We start from the raw sequence: 18230 nt of genomic DNA, 5'->3' as shown, positions 1-18230 counted from the left end.
CCGGCCCGTCAGTCGGCGATGCCGCACCCATTTCCCATCCGTTCCGTTCGACCCCGAAATGTCACGGACCGCCCATGTCAGACAGGTGGTCAGGACACGAGCGGAATACAAGCCCAATCCCCGAGCGTCACATTGTCCCGAGCCGGTAAGAAAAGCAACTCTCCAGGAAACCTCCTTGCATACTTCCTGCAACCCCGCCGATGTGTTAGGAACAACGGCGAGGCTGGTGGAACCGGTGGCCTTGGGGAACGGATGGGACGGATGCGAATCAACGGATTGGCCAGACTGGCCGGACGCTGCGCGATGGCGTTGACCGCCCTCGTTCCGGCGGCCTGCTCCATGACTCCCGAATACCAGCGTCCGCAGCAGCCCCTGCCCGCGTCCTTTCGCAATCAGGTGCCCGAACCGTCGCCGGAACTGCCGCGGCCGCTGTCGCAGTGGTGGAAAGGATTCGGGTCCGAGGAACTGAACGCGCTGATCGAAGAGGCGCTGGACAAGAACCACGACATCAAGGCCGCCACCTTCCGCATCGCCCAGGCCGAGGCCCAGGCCGGATCGGCGGCGGCGGCGCTGCTGCCGACCATCTCGGTCAGCGGCAAGCGCAGCGTCGACGCCCCCACCGGCGGCCAGGGCGCCATTCTCGCCGCCGGCACCAATCGCACCCACCGCCTGTCGTCCATGAGCCTGTCGGCCAGCTATGAGCTGGACATCTGGGGCAAGATTCGCGCGTCCGAGGCATCGGCGCTGGCCACCGCCCTGGCCAACGTCCACGACCGCGAGGCGCTGGCCATCACCCTGGTCGCCGATCTGGTGGGAACCTATCTCCAATACCTGGAATTCATGGACCGCGAGGCGGTGGCGCTGCGCAACATCGCCAATATGAAGACCATGCACGCCGCCGTGCGCGAACGGGTCCGCCTGGGCGAAAGCTCCCATCTGGAACTGGCGCAGCAGCGCAACGTCCTGGCCCAGGGCGAGGCCAGCGTGCCGCCGCTGGTGCTTCAGCGCGAACGGGCGTTCAATCGTCTGGCGACCCTGCTGGGCCGGCCGCCGGGAATGCTGCGGCTGTCGGGCAACTCCCTGGAAGGGCTGAAAGTTCCGGAAGTCTCCCCCGGCCTGCCCACCGACCTCCTGCTGCGCCGTCCCGACATCAAGAAGGCCGAGGCCAATCTGGTGGCCGCCAACGCCAATATCGGCGTCGCCCGCGCCAAGATGCTGCCGTCGCTGACCCTGACCGGCGAACGTGGCTGGGCCAGCCAGCTGTTCGACAACATCACCTCGCCCGGCAGCATCTTCTTCGTGGCGGCGGCCAGCGTCGCCGGCACCATCTTCGATTACGGCAAGACCCAGTCCGATATCGAATACAGCCGCGCCAAGCATTCCGAACTGGTGGAGGTCTATCAGCAGACCGTCCTGGCCAGCCTGCGCGACGTGGAGGACGCCCTGGCGGCCATCCGCCTTCAAGGTGAACTGGAAGTGGCCCAGCGCGAGGTTCTGCTGGCCTCCGAGGATGCCTACCGCCTCAGCTCCGAGGCGTTCCGCCTGGGCATGGTCGACTATCTCAACGTCCTGGAAACCCAACGGACCCGTTTCCAGGCCGACGACGCCAACGTCCAGGCCAAATCCGGCCGGCTGGCGGCGGTGCTGTCGCTCTACAAGGCGCTGGGCGGCGGCATGGAACGTCCCGAGGACCGGGCCGAGGAACAGAAGACGTCGGAGCAGAAGCCGGAAGGGAAGAAGCCGTCGGAGCAGAAGCCGGACACCGCCGCCGTCGCCCCCCGGAACGCGCTGATTCCCGTCTCGGCCCCCGTCGCCGAGGCGCCGGAACCGGTTTCGGCCTCCGTCGCCACCCTGACCACCATATCGACGGCGTCGGACATGCCCGTCTTTATCCCGCTGCCGCCCAAGGCCAAAAGCCGGGAACTGCCGGCGCTCAGCTTCACCAACGCCGACTGATCACTTTCCCGCCGGGCGATGCTTGGTCAGGTCGTCCGGCCAGATGGCGCTGGGGTCCATCTTGTCGCGGCCGGGCTCGGGCTCGGACAGCGGCTGGCAAGGCCTGAAGCTTTCCAGGCACTTGGCCGCCAGGTGCTGGTAGGCCTCGGTGCCACGGGTCTTGCGGGCGATCTCGTCCTCGCTCAGTTGCCTGATCACCTTGGCCGGAATGCCGGCCACCAGGGTTCCCGGCGGAATCCTGGTTCCCGCCGGAACGAAGGCCATGGCGGCGATGATGGCGTTCTCGCCGACCTCGGCCCCGTCATAGATCGACGAACTCATCCCCACCAGGGCGTTGCGCCGAACGGTGCAGCCATGCACCACCGAACCATGGCCGACATGGCCGTTGTCCTCGACGATGGTGTGAAACCCCGGGGTGCCGTGCAAGATGCAGTAATCCTGGATGTTGACCCCGGCGCCGATGATGACGCTGGAAAAATCGGCCCGCAGGGACGCCCCCGGCCCGATATAGCAGCCGGGACCGATGCGCACGTCGCCGATCAGGACGGCGGTGGGGTGGACGAAGGCGGTGGGATGAACCACCGGAATCATTCCCTCGAACGAATAGCAAAGACCGCTCATGAAATCCTCCGATGGCGCTCGAACACGGCGCGGACGTCGTCCGGAATGGGGGTGGGGCGCTGGCTGGCCCGATCGACGAAGACGTGAATCCAATGTCCCTCGGCGGCGGCCTCGTCGCATCCTTCCTCGAACAGGGCCAGGCCGTAGCGGGCGCTGGTGCGGCCCATGTGGTCGATGCGGATGCCGGCGATGATGCCGGCGGGATAGGACAGCGGCCGCAGGAACCTGCAATGGCTCTCGGCGGCGAAGGTGATCACCGGCGAATTCATCAGATCGATGGCGCAGGGACCGCGCAGGAACGCCACCACCACATGTTCGAAAAAGCGCTGGTAGAGCACGTTGTTGACGTGGCCGAACATGTCGTTGTCGGACCAGCGGGTCTGGATGGCGACCCGAAAGGGATAATCGGCCTGACGGCCCGGCTCCTTCTTGTGGGTCATGCCGCCCCGCTCATTGCGACGTCCAGCCCCCGTCGACCGGCAGGCTGGCGCCGGTCAGGTTGGCGGCGGCCGGCGAGCACAGGAACACCGCCAGGGCGCCCAGCTGTTCCGGGGTGGTGAACTGTTTCGACGGCTGCTTCTCCGACAGCAGGTCGCGGCCGGCCTGGGCCACCGGAATGCCTTCCCGCTCGGCGCGGGCGTCGATCTGGGCCTGGACCAGCGGCGTCAGCACCCAGCCGGGGCAGATGGCGTTGCAGGTGACGTCGATCTCGGCGGTTTCCAGCGCCACCACCTTGGTCAATCCGACCACGCCGTGCTTGGCGGCGATGTAGGCGGCCTTGTTGGCGGAGGCGACCAGGCCATGGACGGAAGCGACGTTGACGATGCGGCCCCAGCCCTTTTCCTTCATGCCGGGAAGGGCGGCGCGGATGGCGTGGAAAACCGCCGACAGGTTGATGGCGATCACCGCGTCCCAGCGGTCGGGCGGAAAGTCCTCGACCGGCGCCACATGCTGGATGCCGGCGTTGTTGACCAGGATGTCCACCGCCCCGAAACGTTCCCGGGCATCGCGCACCAGCGCGCCGCCGCCGTCCGGTTGCGACAGGTCGGCGCCGTTATAGGCCACCTCGACGCCGAATTCCGCCGCCAGCGACGCCCGCAACGCCTCGATGGCGCCGGCCTCGCCAAAGCCGTTCAGCATGATGTTGGCGCCCTGCCCCGCCAGCGCCCGGGCGATACCGAGGCCGATTCCGCTGGTCGAGCCGGTGATGACCGCCGACTTGCCGTTCAACATGGCCTTCCTCCTGTAGCAGACTGGTCATACCGCGCCCGAATTCGGCAATCAAGTACCGATTTACCGCTTGAAAAACGCCTCGGCGCCGGCCTTCACCGCCTGCTTGCGGGCGATGGCGTCCCGGGCGCGGAGGATTTCCGCCTCCAGTTCTCCGATATAGTCCCGCAGCTCCTCGATGGACAGGGGATCGAGGTTGCGAAGCGCGGCGACCGCCTTGCGGGGCTCCAGATCGTCGGTATCCATGGGCTCATCCTCTCTTGCCTTCGCGACAAGACCGTACCAGATTGGCCCGGCAATCGACAGAGCAGGGGACGATGATGGTGCCCGACGGCATGACATGCGTTGAAATCTCCCGGCCCGGCCCGCCCGAGGCGTTGGTGGCCGTCCGCCGTCCGCCGCCCCGGCCGGCCGCGGGCGAGGTGCTGATCAAGGTCGCCGCCGCCGGAATCAACCGCCCCGACGTGCTCCAGCGCCAGGGCGCCTATCCGGCGCCGCCGGGCGCCTCGGACCTGCCCGGCCTGGAAGTGGCCGGCACCATCGCCGCCCTGGGCGACGGCGTCGCCGCGCTCCAGCCGGGCGAGGCGGTCTGCGCCCTGGTTCCCGGCGGCGGCTATGCCGAATACTGCGCCGTCGATGCCCGCCTGTGCCTGCCGCTGCCCGACGGCTACGACATGGTCCGCGCCGCCGCCCTGCCCGAGACCTTCTTCACCGTCTGGCACAACGTGGTCGAGCGCGGCCGGTTGCAGGCCGGCGAAACCTTCCTGGTGCATGGCGGGGCCAGCGGCATCGGCACCACCGCCATCCAGTTGGCCAAGGCCCTGGGCGCCCTGGTGTTCGCCACCGCCTCCGGCGCGGCCAAATGCGAGGCCTGTCGTCGCCTGGGCGCCGATCTCGCCATCGACCATACCGCCCAGGATTTCGTCGAGGTCGTCAAGGCCGAGACCGGGGGCCGGGGCGTCGACGTCATCCTCGACATGGTGGGCGGCGACTACATGGCCCGCAACATCCGGTCGCTGGCCGCCGACGGCCGGCTGGTCTCCATCGCCTTCCTGCGGGGCTCGACAGCCGAGCTGAACATGATGCCGGTGATGCTGAAGCGCCTGACCCTGACCGGTTCGACGCTCCGGCCGCAATCCAACGACGCCAAGGCCCGCATGGCCGAGGGGCTGCGCCGGACCGTCTGGCCGCTGCTGTCGTCGGGCCGGATCGCCCCGGTGATCCACGCCACCTTCCCGCTGGCCCAGGCCGCCGAGGCCCACCGCCTGATGGAGAGCAACGCCCATATCGGCAAGATCGTGCTGACGGTTTGACCCGGAGGACGTTCGCCCATATAACTAGCGGCGCATTCCAAGGGATCGCCGCCGTCCGTATCCTGACCCCACCGGGTCCGGCAGGCGGTTCTCGCAAGCTCGCGGGCCGACACCCGGCCCGCCCGAAGGACCATACAGGAGGTTTCATGGCCCTGCCGCTCATGCCCAAGGCGACCGCCGTCTGGCTGGTCGAGAATACCGCTCTCACCTTCGAGCAGGTGGCCGATTTCTGCGGGCTTCATCCGCTGGAAGTCCAGGCCATCGCCGATGGCGAGGTGGCCATCGGCATCGTCGGCCTCGACCCCGTCGCCAACGGCCAGGTGACCCGCGCCGAGATCGAGCGCTGCGAGGCCAATCCCGATGCCCGCCTCAAGCTGACGGTCACCGACATTCCGCAGCCGCACGCCAAGGCCAAGGGCGCCCGCTACACCCCGGTGTCCAAGCGCCAGGACCGGCCCGACGCCATCGCCTGGATCATCAAGCATCATCCGGAACTGTCGGACGCCGCCATTTCCAAGCTGATCGGCACCACCAAGCCGACCATCCAGTCGGTGCGCGACAAGAGCCACTGGAACGCCGCCAACATCAAGCCGCGCAACCCGGTGACGCTGGGCATGTGCTCGGAGGCCGACCTGGAGAAGGCGGTGGCGCTGAGCGGCCGTTCGCGCGGACATCACGAGGGCGGCCGCACCGACGAGTCCGTCGCGGAATAGACCCCGTCGCCGCATCCCGCCCCCCCCTTCCGCCACCAAGGCCGGAGGGAACGGGCGGCGGGGCGGCGTCAGTCCGTCAGCCCCCGTCGTGCCCGGTCGGCCGCGGCCAGGGCCGCTTCGGCATCCTCGCCCGGCGCGAGGACATGGTACCCCGAGAACATGGCGAAGGCGTGGGGCTGCCCCAGCCACAAGAAGGGCTGGGCGTTGATGCGCTCCATCACCACCCGCACCTTCTCACGGCCGGCGGCCAGGTCGGTGGCCGGCATCAGAATGGCGAAGTCGCTCATCCCCAGCAATCCCACCGGATCGGTGCTGCGCAGATTGCCCACCAGATTGGCCGAGACGTGGCGCAACGCGCCGTCGCCGGCGGCCAGCCCCTGCACCTGCCGGAGATGCTCGATCCCGTTGACGTGCAGCACCACCAGGGTGCCGTCGCCGCTGCCGGCGGCCAGCAGCGCCTCCAGTTCGCGCATGAAGCCGCGACGGTTGAGCACCGGCACCACGGTGTCGCGTTCCGCCAGCCCCTCCAGGAAGGCCTGGCGGCGGCGGTTCTGCGAATCCAGCCAGCGCAGACGGTCCAGTTCCGACAGCAATCCGGTCACCGCCGCCAGCACCGCCGGGGTGATGACGCTTTCCGGCAAGCCCAGGATGGAGGCGACGTCGGCCGGACTATGCTGGACCGGCGGCGGTTCGCTGGGCGGATAGGGCGATTGATGATGACCGGGATGATGGCCGCCGTGATCGAGCACGTACTCGTTTACGTGCCCGACGGAAAAGATCGGGTCGGTGCGAAACTGACTGGCCATTTCTCGCCTCAGGTTCTGTTCGGCATCCTATCATGGACAGCGGCCGATGTCCGATATTTCGGCAATACGGCCTTGCTTCGCCGGTTGCGTTCCCTATAATTCCGCCCTTTCCTCAACCTCCATCCGGGACTTCAGCCGCATGGTGAACACCAAGGCGCCCCAGGTCGGAATCATCATGGGAAGCCAGTCGGACTGGGAAACCATGCGCCATGCCGCCGCCACCCTGGCCGAGCTGGGCATCGGCTTCGAGACCCGGGTGGTTTCGGCCCACCGCACCCCCGGACGGCTCTACGACTATGCCGGAACCGCCAAGGCCCGCGGGCTGAAGGTGATCATCGCCGGCGCCGGCGGCGCCGCCCACCTTCCCGGCATGACCGCCGCCATGACCCCGCTGCCGGTGTTCGGCGTGCCGGTGGAAAGCAAGACCCTGAAGGGGCAGGATTCGCTGCTGTCCATCGTCCAGATGCCCGGTGGCATTCCGGTGGGAACCCTGGCCATCGGCAAGGCCGGAGCCATCAACGCCGCCCTGCTGGCCGGCGCCGTCCTCGCCCTGCTCGACCCGGCGGTCGATGCCGCCCTGGAGACCTGGCGTGCCCGCCAGACCGCCTCGGTGGCCGAGGCGCCGGTGGACCCCGACAACCCCGACCTGATCCGCCCGTGAGCCCAAACCCCGATTTCCGGCCGCTGCCCCCCGGCAGCACCATCGGCATCATCGGCGGCGGCCAGTTGGGCCGCATGGCGGCGCTGGCGGCGGCGCGGCTGGGCTATCTGGTCCACGTCTACTCGCCCGAGAAGGACGGACCGGCATCGCAGGTGGCGGCGGCGGCGACCCTGGCCGAATACACCGACGAGGCCGCCATCGAGGATTTCGCCCGCAAGGTCGACGTCGTCACCTTCGAGTTCGAGAACATTCCGGCGGAAAGCGTCCGCCTGATGGCCGCGCATGTGCCGGTGCGTCCGTGCTGGAGCGTGCTGGAGGTGGCCCAGGACCGCATCCGGGAAAAAAGCTTCTTCAACTCCATCGGCGTCAAGACCGCGCCGTGGCGGGAAGTCTCCAGCCTGAAGGAATTGCGGACGGCGGTGGCCGAGATCGGACGGCCGGCGGTGCTCAAGACCGCCCGCCAGGGCTATGACGGCAAGGGACAGGTCAAGATCGTCGCCGATACCGATCTGGCCGAGGCCTGGGCGGCGCTGGGCGCCGGATTGACCGCCGGCGGCAACGGCGTGCTGGAAGGATTCATCAACTTCAGAAGCGAGATCTCGGTAATCGTGGCGCGCGGCGCCGATGGCGCCTGGCAGGCGTTCGATCCGGTATGGAACGTCCACCGCGATCACATTCTCGACACCTCCACCGCCCCGGCTCCCATCCCGGCGGCCCTGGCCGGGGCCGCCATGGATATCGCCCACCGCGCCGCCGAGGAGTTGGGAGTGGTCGGGCTGCTGGCGGTCGAGATGTTCGTCACCGACGACGGCCTGCTGGCCAACGAGATGGCGCCTCGCCCGCACAATTCCGGCCACTGGACCATGGACGCCTGCGTCACCGACCAGTTCGAGCAATTCGTCCGCGCCGTCTGCGGCCTGCCGCTGGGGTCGCCCGAACGCCATTCCGACGCGGTGATGAAGAACCTGATCGGCAATGATGCCGCCCAATGGCTCGACATCCTGAACGACCCTTGCGCCAAGCTGCACCTCTATGGCAAGGCCGAGGCGCGCCCCGGCCGCAAGATGGGACACGTCAACCGCATCACCCCCCGGACCGGACGCCCGTGACGTTTTCGTAATCTCCTATTTTGGTCGTTGACGCCCCTACCTGTATTGCTGGATTTTTGCAGGCGTTTTCCCTGTCTCGTGCCCAGGAGCCCCCTTGGAAGAGTTCGTCGTTCACGTCCTCCAGGAATACGGATTTCTGCTGTATCCCCTGATCACCGCGTGGACCTTCGTCGAGGGCGAGACGGTGGTGATCGTCACCGGCATCCTGGCGTCGGAGGGACGCTACAACATCAACGTGGAACTGCTCGCCCTGGCGGCGCTGACCGGCAGCTTCTTCGGCGACCAGCTCTATTACTACATCGGACGCCGGCACGGCGCGCCGCTGCTGAAGCGCTGGCCCAGGCTGACCGGCAAGATCGACTGGGCCTTCGACGCGGTCAACCGCTCGCCGATCTTGTTCATCCTGTCGTTCCGCTGGATCTACGGCGTGCGCAACGCGGCGCCGTTCATCGTCGGCATCGCCGGGGTCCCCCGGGTGAAATACGCGGTGTTCAACTTCATCGCCGCCGCCATCTGGGCCCACTCCTTCGCCTGGGGCGGCTATTTCATGGGCCGCAAGCTGGAGGAATGGCTGGGTGATGCCAAATGGTACGTTCTGGGCGGATTCATCGTCCTGATGATCTGCATCGGCGTCTTCAGCGCCATGTCCGGCCGCCGCAAGCCTCCGGCGACCGCCGCCGAGGTGACTCCCCCCGAAGTCACCCCCAGCGAATGAGGCCATGATGGACGATGCGCCGGCCACCGACATCGCCGAACAGAAATTCGAGAAGTTGAGCGTTCCGGCCGGAACCGTCCTGTTCCGCCAGGGGGCCTCCGGCGATGCCGCCTATATCCTGGACAAGGGCAGGATCGTCATCTTCCAGCAGGTGGACGGCCAGCGGGTCGAGCTGGATTCCATCAAGCCCGGCGAAATCTTCGGCGAGATGGCGGTGATCGACCGCAGCGAGCGCATGGCCACCGCCATCGCCGCCACCGACAGCATCGTCACCCGCATTCCAGAGCCGCTGTTCGCCCGCAAGCTGGAGGGAACCCATAAATTCGTCCGCGCCCTGGTCAACATGTTCATCAAGAACATCCGCGGCGCCCATCGCATTTTCGTGCGCCGACCGCGCAGCTTTCGCGACAACATCAAGCTGATCCGCCATTTCGCCTTCAACATCCGCCGCTACGCCAACCTGATGGACGACCGGCAGGTGGCCGAGGACATCCTGGCCGTGCTGGAGAGGATCGAGCAGAACGTCACCGAACTGGCGGCCATCGGCCCCCGCGCCAAGGACAAGCGTCACGACCACATCCTGGACGATTCCGACACTGGCAACCTTGATCTGAAGGCCGCCATGGGAAGCGAGGGCCGGCGCCGGCTATGAGGCGATTCCGTAGAGCTGGCGCGCCCGCTTCTCGAAGGCGGAAACCATCAGCTTAACCGCCTCGTTGAACAAGGCCCCGATCAGGGTCTGAAGCAGCTTGGAGCGGAACTCGAAATCGACGAAGAAGTCGATCTCGGTCCGACCATCGGGCAATGCCCGGAACACCCAGTGATTGTTGAGGTGATGGAACGGCCCCTCGGTATAGGTGACGTCGACCCGGTCGGGCCGGCTCAGCGTCACCTTGGAAGTGAAGCGTTCCCGCACCATCTTGAAGCCGATCACCAGATCGGCGAAGAACACCTCGCCTTCCCGCCGGCGGATGCGCGACGCCACGCACCACGGCAGGAATTCGGGATAGCGTTCCACGTCGGCCACCAGCGCGAACAGCTGTTCGGGCGTATAGGGCAATATTCTTTGTTCGGCGTGAGTCGGCATGCTTAGCCCTGGCGGCGCAGGCGCTCGGCCCGCAATTCCTCGAAATCGCGATCGGCATGGTGCGACGACCGCGTCAACGGCGTCGCCGCCACCATCAGGAAGCCTTTGGAACGGGCGACCGCCCGGTAATCCTCGAACTCGTCCGGAGTGACGAAGCGCGAAACCGCCACATGCTTCAGGGTCGGTTGGAGATACTGGCCGATGGTGATGAAATCCACCCCGGCCGAGCGCATGTCGTCCATCACCTGCAACACTTCCCCCCGTTCCTCTCCCAGCCCGACCATGATACCCGACTTGGTGAAGATGGACGAGTCCGCCTGCTTCACCCGCTGCAACAACCGCAACGATTCGAAATAGCGGGCGCCGGGCCGGATGCCGGGATACAGGCGCGGCACCGTCTCCAGGTTATGGTTGAACACATCGGGACGGGCGGCGGTGACCTTTTCCACCGCGTCGCCCTTGTCGCGGAAATCCGGGGTCAGCACCTCGATGGTGCAATGCGGCGATGTGGCGCGGATGCGTTCGATGCAGGCGACGAACTGAAAGGCGCCGCCGTCGGCCAGGTCGTCGCGGTCCACCGAGGTGATGACCACATGCCTCAACCCCATGGCCGTCACCGAATCCGCCAGATTCTCCGGTTCGGCCACGTCGACGGCGCCGGGCCTGCCGGTCTTGACGTTGCAGAAGGCGCAGGCCCGCGTGCAGGTGTCGCCCAGGATCATGAAGGTGGCGTGCCTGTGCTTCCAGCACTCGCCGATATTGGGACAGGCGGCTTCCTCGCACACCGTGTGCAGGTTCTTCTGCCGCATCAGGCGGCGCACCTCGGCCGCCTCCTCCGAGGTCGGTGCCTTGACCCTGATCCAGGCCGGCTTGCGCGGGGACGGATTGTCGGGCTTCCTGGCCTTCTCGGGATGGCGGAGAACTGGCTTTTCGGTCATGCCAAATCGGCCGGCAGCTTGGTGGTCTCATCAATGATCGCCGAATCGATCTGGGCCTTGGTCAGATTAAGAGCACCGGTCAGATCGGCACCGCGAAGGTCGGCACCTTCAAGTATCGCCCCAAACATATCGGCACCGCGAAGGTCGGCTTCTCTCATGATGGCGAACCGAAGATCGGCATCTCTTAAAATGGCCTCAGTCAGATTCGCCTTGGTCAAATTCGTACGAGCAAATCGGGCACTGACCAACCGTCCCTTGCTCCAGTCGGAACGTGGCATAAAGCCACCTTCGAGATTGAGAATCGCAGATGTTCCCGACAACAATCCTTTGCGGGAGCGAGAACTCGATCCTTTCTTGGCTCCCGTATCAGCGCCAGGAAGGGAAGGCTTGTCATCCCAAAGAAGGCTTGCCCAGCTCATTCTTCGTCCTCCGCTGCTTCCGGGCCGACATTCATGTGTAGCCACTCGACAATTACCGCCAAATCCTCGGGCATTCCATTTCCGTCAAGAGCAGAGCTTCGGTTTCGTACATAGGCCGACAATGTCTGCACTACCGGAGCTGCATAACTCCTGAACTCTTGATCCTCGCAGATCGCCCGCAACGTGTAGATGGCGCCGAGGCGAACCTCCAGCTTATCATCCCCGAGTTGCCCGACGGCCCTATTGAATAGTTCGGTAATGTGGTCTCGCCGCGCAAGGTCATTCTGCTCAAGGGCAGCCTTCGCCTGCATATTGGCGGCCCGGCTGCGCCACCACGCAATTCCCAATCCGATGATTCCGGCGATCAGAATCCCGAAATTCCGGGCGATCTCGCTCCAGAGATAGAGGTCGCCCGGAAATTGCGGATTCGGCGGCTGCATGCCCTAGAAATGCACCGCCCGCCCATAGGCGTCAAGTACCGCCTCGTGCATCATTTCCGACAGCGTCGGATGGGGGAAGACGGTGTGCATCAGGTCGGCCTCGGTGGTTTCCAGGGTCTTGGCGACGGTATAGCCCTGAATCATCTCGGTGACCTCGGCGCCGATCATGTGGGCGCCCAGCAGCTCGCCGGTCCTGGAATCGAACACCGTCTTGACCATGCCCTCGGTCTCGCCCAGCGCGATGGCCTTGCCGTTGGCCATGAAGGGGAAGCGGCCGACCTTGACCTGATACCCCTTGGCCTTGGCCTTGGCTTCGGACATGCCCACCGAGGCCACCTGGGGATGGCAATAGGTGCAGCCGGGAATCTTCATCATGTCCAGCGGATGGACGTCGGGCAGGCCCTTGATCGTCTCGACGCAGATGATGGCCTCGTGACTGGCCTTGTGGGCCAGCCACGGCGCGCCGGCGATGTCGCCGATGGCGTAGATGCCGGGCTCGTTGGTCCGGCAGTACCCGTCGGTGACCACATGGGTCTTCTCGACCTTGATCCTGGTGCCCTCGAGGCCGATGTTCTCGACGTTGCCGACGATGCCGATGGCGGTAATGACGCGGTCCACCACCAGTTCCTGGGTCTTGCCGCCGGCCTCGATGGTGACGGTGACGTTGGCCGCCCCCTTCCTGATCCCCTTGATATTGGCCGAGGTCAGGATTTTCATTCCCTGCTTCTCGAACGACTTCCTGGCCATGGCCGAGATTTCCTCGTCCTCCACCGGCAGCACCCGATCCATCATTTCGGCGACCGTCACATCGGCGCCCAGGGCGTTGAAGAAGCTGGCGAACTCGATGCCGATGGCGCCGGAGCCGATCACCAGCAGGCTCTTGGGCATGGTATCGGGGACCAGGGCTTCCTTGTAGGTCCAGATGAACTTGCCGTCGGGCTCGAAGCCGGGAAGAATCCGCGCCCGCGCCCCGGTCGCCAGGATGATGTGGGGGGCCGAGATGGTATCCTTGCCCTCGATGGCGATCTTGCCCCCACCTTTCGGATCAAGGCCCGCCAGCTTGGCGGTGCCGTCGATGACGGTGACCTTGTTCTTCTTCAGCAGATGCCTGACGCCACCCTGCAACTGTGCCGAAACGCCGCGCGAGCGCGCCACCACCTTGGTGAGGTCGAAGCCGATCTGGCCGGCCGACAGGCCATAGGATTCGGCATGCTTCATCTGGCGATAGATCTCGGCCGAGCGCAGCAGCGCCTTGGTCGGAATGCAGCCCCAGTTGAGGCAGATGCCGCCCAGATGCTCGCGCTCGACCAGCGCGGTCTTCATGCCCAGCTGGGCGGCGCGGATGGCGGCGACATAGCCGCCGGGGCCGCCGCCGATGACGATGAGGTCGAATTGAGTATCGGCCATGGGTTCTCTCCAGGAATCAGTCGGGCGAGCCGGGGAAGATGAGGTTGAGGCGGCCTTCGATCTCCAGGTCGTAGGCCTCGGCAAGGCGCCAGACCAGGACCCCCAGCAACTCGCGGAAGGCACCGAGCAGCTGGAAGAAGACGAAGGTCGGAATCTGAAAGCGGCGGCCGGTGCGGCGGTCCCACGCATCGGCCTCGAACAGGTACTTGCGGCAGGCCGAGCGCATGGCCGCCAGCAGGTCGAGGGCGGGGGAGCCGGGCGGCAGCAGCTCGGCGGTGTCGCCGATCAGCCGCTTGGCCTCGGACACGGCGCGGTAGCAGCGCTCCTGCTCCTCGGGCAGGACGCCCCGATTGCAGAATGCCGGATTGTTCTCGATCATGGCGATCAGCCCGGACAACACCGAGCGGTCGGCGGCGCTGCCCACCGGAAACGGCGTCGCCTGCAACCCCGGCGGCCTGGGCATCTCCCTTACTCTCAACCCCATGTCACCCCTCCCGGTATTTTTATTATGCTTCAGGCCCCGGCCAGTGGCCGCCAGGCCTGCTCCATGTCGAAATCCAGATCGTGCTCGGCTGCGTAATGGCCGACGAACCCCTCCAGGTCGCCGCCGAATTCCGCCGCGATGAAGGTCTCGAACACCCGGGCCTTGTCGCGGTAGAGCGGCATCAGGTCGAACCGCCAGCCACCGCCGATCCGTTCCGCCGTCAGCACCGCCCCCTCGTCGACGCCGTTGAACAGGCAGCGGACCGACAGACGCTCCGGCCCGGCCTCGCCGGCCACCCCGCCCAGGTCCCATTCCTCCATCATCATGTCGAGATAGGGAAAGGCGGTGAAGGCCAGCACGAAACCAGCCCCCGGCGTGGCGCCGGTCAGGTCGGCCGGAACCGGCATGCCGCGATGGCGCAGCACCCAAAAGCGGGCGAGCGGGTCGATTGCCTCCAGGTCGGCTCGCCCGGCATCCCGGTACAGAGCGAGCAGCCGCTCGCCCCACGCCAGCGATTCACCGGTCAGCCGCCCCGCCGCCACCGGAAAGCGGGCGTCGCGGAAATCGGCCTTGAGGATGTCGAAAGCGACCCTGACCGCGTTCAAGGGCATGGCCCCGCTCCTACAGCAGCATGGCGAGCGGGTCCTCGATCAGCGCCTTGAAGGCGGCCAGGAACTCGGCCCCGACGGCGCCGTCGACCACCCGGTGATCCACCGAGAGCGTGCAGGTCATCACCGTGGCGATGGCCAGCGTGCCGGCCTTGACCACCGGGCGCTGCTCGCCGGCCCCCACCGCCAGGATGCAGCCCTGCGGCGGGTTGATGATGGCGGCGAAGTCCTTGACGCCGTACATGCCGAGATTGGAGATGGTGAAGCCGCCGCCCTGGAACTCCTCAGGCTTCAGCTTGCCGTCGCGGGCCTTGGCGGCCAGCGCCTTCATCTCACCCGAGATTCCCGCCAGCCCCTTGCGGTCGGCATGGCGCACGATGGGGGTGATCAGGCCGGAAGGCGTCGCCACCGCCACCGAGATGTCGATATCGGTATAGCGCCGGATGGCGTCCTCGCCCCACGAGGCGTTGGCGGCGGGCACCTTCCTCAGCGCCAGCGCCACGGCGCGGACCACGAAGTCGTTGACCGACAGCTTATAGGCATCGGAGCGGCCGTTCAGCTCGGCCCGGACCTTCAGCAGGGCGTCCAGCTCGCAATCGATGGACAGGTAGAAATGCGGAATGGTGGCCTTGGCCTCGGTCAGACGCCGCGCGATGACCTTGCGCATGGAGGAATTGGGAATCTCCTCGAACGCCGGCCCGATTGGGCTGGCGGCGGCCGGGGCCGGAGCCGGCTTGGCGGCGGCAACCGGAGCGGTGGCGGCAACTGGAGCCGCCTTGGCGGGGCCGGCTGCGATGACGGAGTCCACATCGGCCTTGACGATGCGGCCGTGGGGGCCGGAACCCCTGACCGCCTTCAGGTCGACGCCGCCATCCCGAGCGATACGCCGGGCCAGCGGGCTGGCGAAGACGCGCCCTTCATCGGAGCGCGGGCGTCCCGCCCGCTGTTCGGCGGCAACCGGAGCGACGGGTGCGGGCGAGACGCCCGCGCTCCGGGAAACCGGAGTCGGAGCCGGAGCCGCCACGATGGCCGAGGAATCCTCGCCATCCTGCAACAGCACCGCGATGGCGGTATTCACCGCCACGCCCGACGTGCCGCCGGCCACCAGGATCTTGCCCAGCACGCCCTCGTCCACCGCCTCGTATTCCATGGTGGCCTTGTCGGTCTCGATCTCGCACAGAATGTCGCCCGACTTGACGGAATCGCCCTCGGCCTTCAGCCACTTGGCCAGAGTGCCCTCGGTCATGGTCGGCGACAAAGCGGGCATCAGAATTTGCACAGGCATCTCGGGTCCCCCCCTCTTAGCGGCGATAGCAGACGGCGCGGGCGGCATCGGCCACCTGTTCCGGCTGCGGCAGCGCCAGCTTCTCCAGATTGGCGGCATAGGGCATGGGCACGTCGGCACCCGCCACCCGCGCCAGCGGAGCGTCCAGCCAGTCGAAGGCGTGTTCCATCATCACGGCGGCGATCTCGGAGCCGATGCCGGCCACCGGCCAGCCTTCCTCCAGGCTGACGATGCGGTTGGTCTTTCGCACCGAGGCGACGATGGTCGCGATGTCCAGCGGACGGATGGTGCGCAGGTTAATCACCTCGGCCTCGATGCCGTCCGCCTTCAGCAGTTCGGCCGCGTCCAGCGCCACCTGCACCATGCGCGAATAGGCGGTGATGGTGACGTGGGTTCCGGCCCGTTCGACCTTGGCGCGGCCGATGGGCAGGACGAAATCCGGATCATCGGGCACGTCGAAGCTCTGGCCGTACAGCAGCTCGTTTTCCAGGAACACCACCGGATTGGGATCGCGGATGGCGGCCTTCAGCAGGCCCTTGGCGTCGGCGGCGCTCCACGGCGCCACCACCTTGAGGCCGGGGCAATGGGCGTACCACGAGGCGTAATCCTGGCTGTGCTGGGCGCCGACCCTGGAGGCGGCGCCGTTGGGGCCGCGGAACACGATGGAACAGGGCTGCTGGCCGCCCGACATGTACAGCGTCTTGGCGGCCGAGTTGATGACGTGGTCGATGGCCTGCATCGAGAAGTTCATGGTCATGAACTCGACGATGGGCTTCAGCCCGGCATAGCCGGCGCCGCAGGCCAGGCCGGCGAAGCCCATTTCGGTGATGGGGGTGTCGATCACCCGTTCGGCGCCGAATTCGTCCAGCAGCCCCTGGCTGACCTTGTAGGCGCCCTGATACTGGGCCACTTCCTCGCCCAGCAGGAACACCGACGGATCGGCGCGCATTTCCTCGGCCATGGCGTCGCGCAACGCCTCGCGCACCGTCTGGCGCTTATGACTGGCATAGACCTTCTCGTCCGACGGCGGAGCGGCCACCGGGACCGGAGCGGCGGCAGGCGCGACAACAGATGCCGGAGGCGGGGCAGCGGCAGCGGGTGCGGAAGCCCCGGACAGAGCCGAGACATCCTCGCCGTCTTCCAGCAGCAGGGCGATGGGCGTGTTGACTGCGACACCCTCGGTGCCGCCGGGCACCAGGATCTTGCCCAGCACGCCGTCCTCGACGGCTTCCATCTCCATGGTGGCCTTGTCGGTCTCGATTTCCGCCAGCACGTCGCCGGCCTTGACGGCATCGCCCTCGGCCCTCAGCCACTTGGCGAGCTTGCCCTCGGTCATGGTCGGCGACAGCGCCGGCATCAGGATTTGAATCGGCATGGTTTCCCCCTCGCGCTCTAGGCTTCGATCAGCACGTCGGTCCACAGCTCGGACGCATCCGGCTCGGGACTGGCCTGCGAGAACTCCGCGGCCTCGGTGACGATGGCCTTGACGTCGCGGTCGATGTCCTTGAGGCCGGCTTCGTCGATCAGGCCATCGGCCAGCAGCTTTTCCTTCAGCTGATCGATGGGATCGTGCTGTTCGCGCATCTTGGTCACTTCCTCCTTGCTCCGGTACTTGGCCGGATCGGACATGGAATGGCCGCGATAGCGATAGGTGTTCATCTCCAGGATATAAGGCCCCTGGCCGGAGCGGGCGTGCTCCAGGGCGCGGGCGGCGGCCTCGCGCACCGCCAGGATGCTCATGCCGTTGACCGGCTCGCCGGGAATGCCGTAGGCGGCGCCGCGGCGGAACAGCTCCTGGCCGGCGGCATGGCGCTGGGTGGCGGTACCCATGGCGTATTTATTGTTCTCGATGACGAAGACCACCGGCAGCTTCCACAAAGCCGCCATGTTGAAGCTTTCGTAGACCTGCCCCTGGTTGACCGCGCCGTCGCCGCAATAGACATGGGCGACGCCGTCGTCCTTGGTGTACTTGTGGGCGAAGCCCAGCCCGGTCCCCAGCGGCACCTGGGCGCCGACGATGCCGTGGCCGCCATAGAACCGCTTCTCGCGAGAGAACATGTGCATCGAGCCGCCCTTGCCGCGGGAATAGCCGCCGGCACGGCCGGTCAGCTCGGCCATCACGCCCTTGGCGTCCATGCCGCAGACCAGCATGTGGCCGTGATCGCGGTAGCTGGTGATGCAGGAATCGGTCGGACCCGCCACGGCCTGCATGCCCACCACCACCGCCTCCTGACCGATGTAGAGGTGGCAAAAGCCGTTGATGAGCCCCATGCCGTAAAGCTGCCCCGCCTTTTCCTCGAACCGGCGAATCAGCAGCATCTCGCGATAATAGCGGATGAGTTCGTCAGGGGTGGGTCCCGCCACGCCCCGGTCCTTCTTCTTGGTGGCCATGTTTCCTCCCGCTGCGCATGATCATCAGAATACGCCGATAGGTAAAC

Annotated in this window: 22 protein-coding genes; 7 read left to right on the top strand and 15 right to left on the bottom strand. The window is 66.5% G+C overall.

Going from position 1 to position 18230, the window contains the following annotated elements; all coding sequences use genetic code 11:
- Positions 1-261 precede the first annotated feature (261 nt).
- Positions 262-1956, top strand: a complete 1695-nt coding sequence (locus MTBSS4_RS15325) for an efflux transporter outer membrane subunit (protein ID WP_173984264.1) — start codon at positions 262-264, stop codon at positions 1954-1956.
- Here MTBSS4_RS15325 and MTBSS4_RS15320 read toward each other — a convergent pair whose 3' ends face one another.
- The 4 genes from MTBSS4_RS15320 to MTBSS4_RS15305 are packed head-to-tail and all read right to left on the bottom strand — an operon-like array spanning position 1957 to position 4053.
- Entirely contained in the window at positions 1957-2577 is a 621-nt protein-coding gene (locus MTBSS4_RS15320) for a transferase hexapeptide repeat family protein (protein ID WP_173984263.1), read from the bottom strand.
- Complete coding sequence (locus tag MTBSS4_RS15315) at positions 2574-3017, bottom strand: thioesterase family protein (protein WP_173984262.1); 444 nt, start codon at positions 3015-3017, stop codon at positions 2574-2576. The genes MTBSS4_RS15320 and MTBSS4_RS15315 overlap by 4 nt, the downstream gene beginning before the upstream one ends.
- A 10-nt stretch (positions 3018-3027) precedes the next feature.
- On the bottom strand, positions 3028-3810 hold the full coding sequence (locus tag MTBSS4_RS15310) for a 3-hydroxybutyrate dehydrogenase (RefSeq protein ID WP_173984261.1): 783 nt from the start codon (positions 3808-3810) through the stop codon (positions 3028-3030).
- 60 nt (positions 3811-3870) lie between these two features.
- Positions 3871-4053, bottom strand: coding sequence for a DUF1192 domain-containing protein (locus MTBSS4_RS15305; protein ID WP_173984260.1), 183 nt, complete (start codon positions 4051-4053; stop codon positions 3871-3873).
- 74 nt (positions 4054-4127) lie between these two features.
- Between MTBSS4_RS15305 and MTBSS4_RS15300 the strand changes: the two genes are divergently transcribed.
- Complete coding sequence (locus tag MTBSS4_RS15300; RefSeq protein WP_173984330.1) at positions 4128-5120, top strand: NAD(P)H-quinone oxidoreductase; 993 nt, start codon at positions 4128-4130, stop codon at positions 5118-5120.
- A 146-nt stretch (positions 5121-5266) separates the two neighbouring features.
- Positions 5267-5833, top strand: a complete 567-nt coding sequence (locus MTBSS4_RS15295; protein WP_173984259.1) for a DUF1013 domain-containing protein — start codon at positions 5267-5269, stop codon at positions 5831-5833.
- Between the two features lie 68 nt (positions 5834-5901).
- On the opposite strand, the gene MTBSS4_RS15290 is transcribed toward MTBSS4_RS15295, so the two are convergent.
- Complete coding sequence (locus MTBSS4_RS15290; RefSeq protein ID WP_173984258.1) at positions 5902-6639, bottom strand: GGDEF domain-containing protein; 738 nt, start codon at positions 6637-6639, stop codon at positions 5902-5904.
- Between the two features lie 139 nt (positions 6640-6778).
- Between MTBSS4_RS15290 and purE the strand changes: the two genes are divergently transcribed.
- The 4 genes from purE to MTBSS4_RS15270 all read left to right on the top strand — a co-directional run bounded on the left by purE (position 6779) and on the right by MTBSS4_RS15270 (position 9776).
- Positions 6779-7300 carry a 5-(carboxyamino)imidazole ribonucleotide mutase gene (purE, locus tag MTBSS4_RS15285; protein WP_173984257.1) on the top strand — a complete coding sequence of 174 codons (522 nt, stop codon included), beginning with the start codon at positions 6779-6781 and terminating at the stop codon, positions 7298-7300.
- Positions 7297-8409 (top strand): 5-(carboxyamino)imidazole ribonucleotide synthase, encoded by a 1113-nt coding sequence (locus MTBSS4_RS15280; protein WP_173984256.1) that lies wholly within the window; start codon positions 7297-7299, stop codon positions 8407-8409. Before purE ends, MTBSS4_RS15280 begins: the two co-directional genes overlap by 4 nt.
- Before the next feature lie 94 nt (positions 8410-8503).
- A complete protein-coding gene (locus tag MTBSS4_RS15275) occupies positions 8504-9124 on the top strand; it encodes a DedA family protein (RefSeq protein ID WP_173984255.1) in 621 nt (206 codons plus the stop codon).
- A gap of 4 nt (positions 9125-9128) precedes the next feature.
- The gene (locus MTBSS4_RS15270) at positions 9129-9776 is read left to right on the top strand and encodes a cyclic nucleotide-binding domain-containing protein (RefSeq protein ID WP_173984254.1); all 648 of its coding nucleotides are present in this window, start codon (positions 9129-9131) and stop codon (positions 9774-9776) included.
- On the opposite strand, the gene MTBSS4_RS15265 is transcribed toward MTBSS4_RS15270, so the two are convergent.
- From MTBSS4_RS15265 to pdhA, 10 genes are read right to left on the bottom strand one after another with little or no spacing between them, the layout of a single operon-like run.
- Positions 9771-10211 (bottom strand): type II toxin-antitoxin system RatA family toxin, encoded by a 441-nt coding sequence (locus MTBSS4_RS15265; protein ID WP_173984253.1) that lies wholly within the window; start codon positions 10209-10211, stop codon positions 9771-9773. The genes MTBSS4_RS15270 and MTBSS4_RS15265 overlap by 6 nt on opposite strands.
- Before the next feature lie 2 nt (positions 10212-10213).
- The gene (gene lipA / locus MTBSS4_RS15260) at positions 10214-11149 is read right to left on the bottom strand and encodes a lipoyl synthase (protein ID WP_173984252.1); all 936 of its coding nucleotides are present in this window, start codon (positions 11147-11149) and stop codon (positions 10214-10216) included.
- Positions 11146-11568 (bottom strand): pentapeptide repeat-containing protein, encoded by a 423-nt coding sequence (locus MTBSS4_RS15255; RefSeq protein ID WP_173984251.1) that lies wholly within the window; start codon positions 11566-11568, stop codon positions 11146-11148. The genes lipA and MTBSS4_RS15255 overlap by 4 nt, the downstream gene beginning before the upstream one ends.
- The gene (locus MTBSS4_RS15250) at positions 11565-12008 is read right to left on the bottom strand and encodes a hypothetical protein (RefSeq protein ID WP_173984250.1); all 444 of its coding nucleotides are present in this window, start codon (positions 12006-12008) and stop codon (positions 11565-11567) included. Before MTBSS4_RS15250 ends, MTBSS4_RS15255 begins: the two co-directional genes overlap by 4 nt.
- 3 nt (positions 12009-12011) lie before the next feature.
- On the bottom strand, positions 12012-13415 hold the full coding sequence (lpdA, locus tag MTBSS4_RS15245; RefSeq protein WP_173984249.1) for a dihydrolipoyl dehydrogenase: 1404 nt from the start codon (positions 13413-13415) through the stop codon (positions 12012-12014).
- 16 nt (positions 13416-13431) lie between these two features.
- The gene (locus MTBSS4_RS15240) at positions 13432-13899 is read right to left on the bottom strand and encodes a hypothetical protein (RefSeq protein WP_173984248.1); all 468 of its coding nucleotides are present in this window, start codon (positions 13897-13899) and stop codon (positions 13432-13434) included.
- Positions 13900-13928: 29 nt separating this feature from the next.
- Entirely contained in the window at positions 13929-14510 is a 582-nt protein-coding gene (locus MTBSS4_RS15235; protein WP_173984247.1) for a hypothetical protein, read from the bottom strand.
- Between the two features lie 10 nt (positions 14511-14520).
- A complete protein-coding gene (locus tag MTBSS4_RS15230; protein ID WP_173984246.1) occupies positions 14521-15792 on the bottom strand; it encodes a pyruvate dehydrogenase complex dihydrolipoamide acetyltransferase in 1272 nt (423 codons plus the stop codon).
- A 16-nt stretch (positions 15793-15808) separates the two neighbouring features.
- On the bottom strand, positions 15809-17167 hold the full coding sequence (locus MTBSS4_RS15225; protein WP_173984245.1) for a pyruvate dehydrogenase complex E1 component subunit beta: 1359 nt from the start codon (positions 17165-17167) through the stop codon (positions 15809-15811).
- Positions 17168-17184: 17 nt separating this feature from the next.
- On the bottom strand, positions 17185-18183 hold the full coding sequence (pdhA, locus tag MTBSS4_RS15220; RefSeq protein WP_173984244.1) for a pyruvate dehydrogenase (acetyl-transferring) E1 component subunit alpha: 999 nt from the start codon (positions 18181-18183) through the stop codon (positions 17185-17187).
- Between the last annotated feature and the right edge of the window lie 47 nt (positions 18184-18230).

This window comes from Magnetospirillum sp. SS-4 (assembly GCF_902729425.1).
Lineage (GTDB): Bacteria > Pseudomonadota > Alphaproteobacteria > Rhodospirillales > Magnetospirillaceae > Phaeospirillum.
Note: the sequence above shows the minus strand (reverse complement) of the source record. Positions and strands in the feature narration are given on the sequence as shown.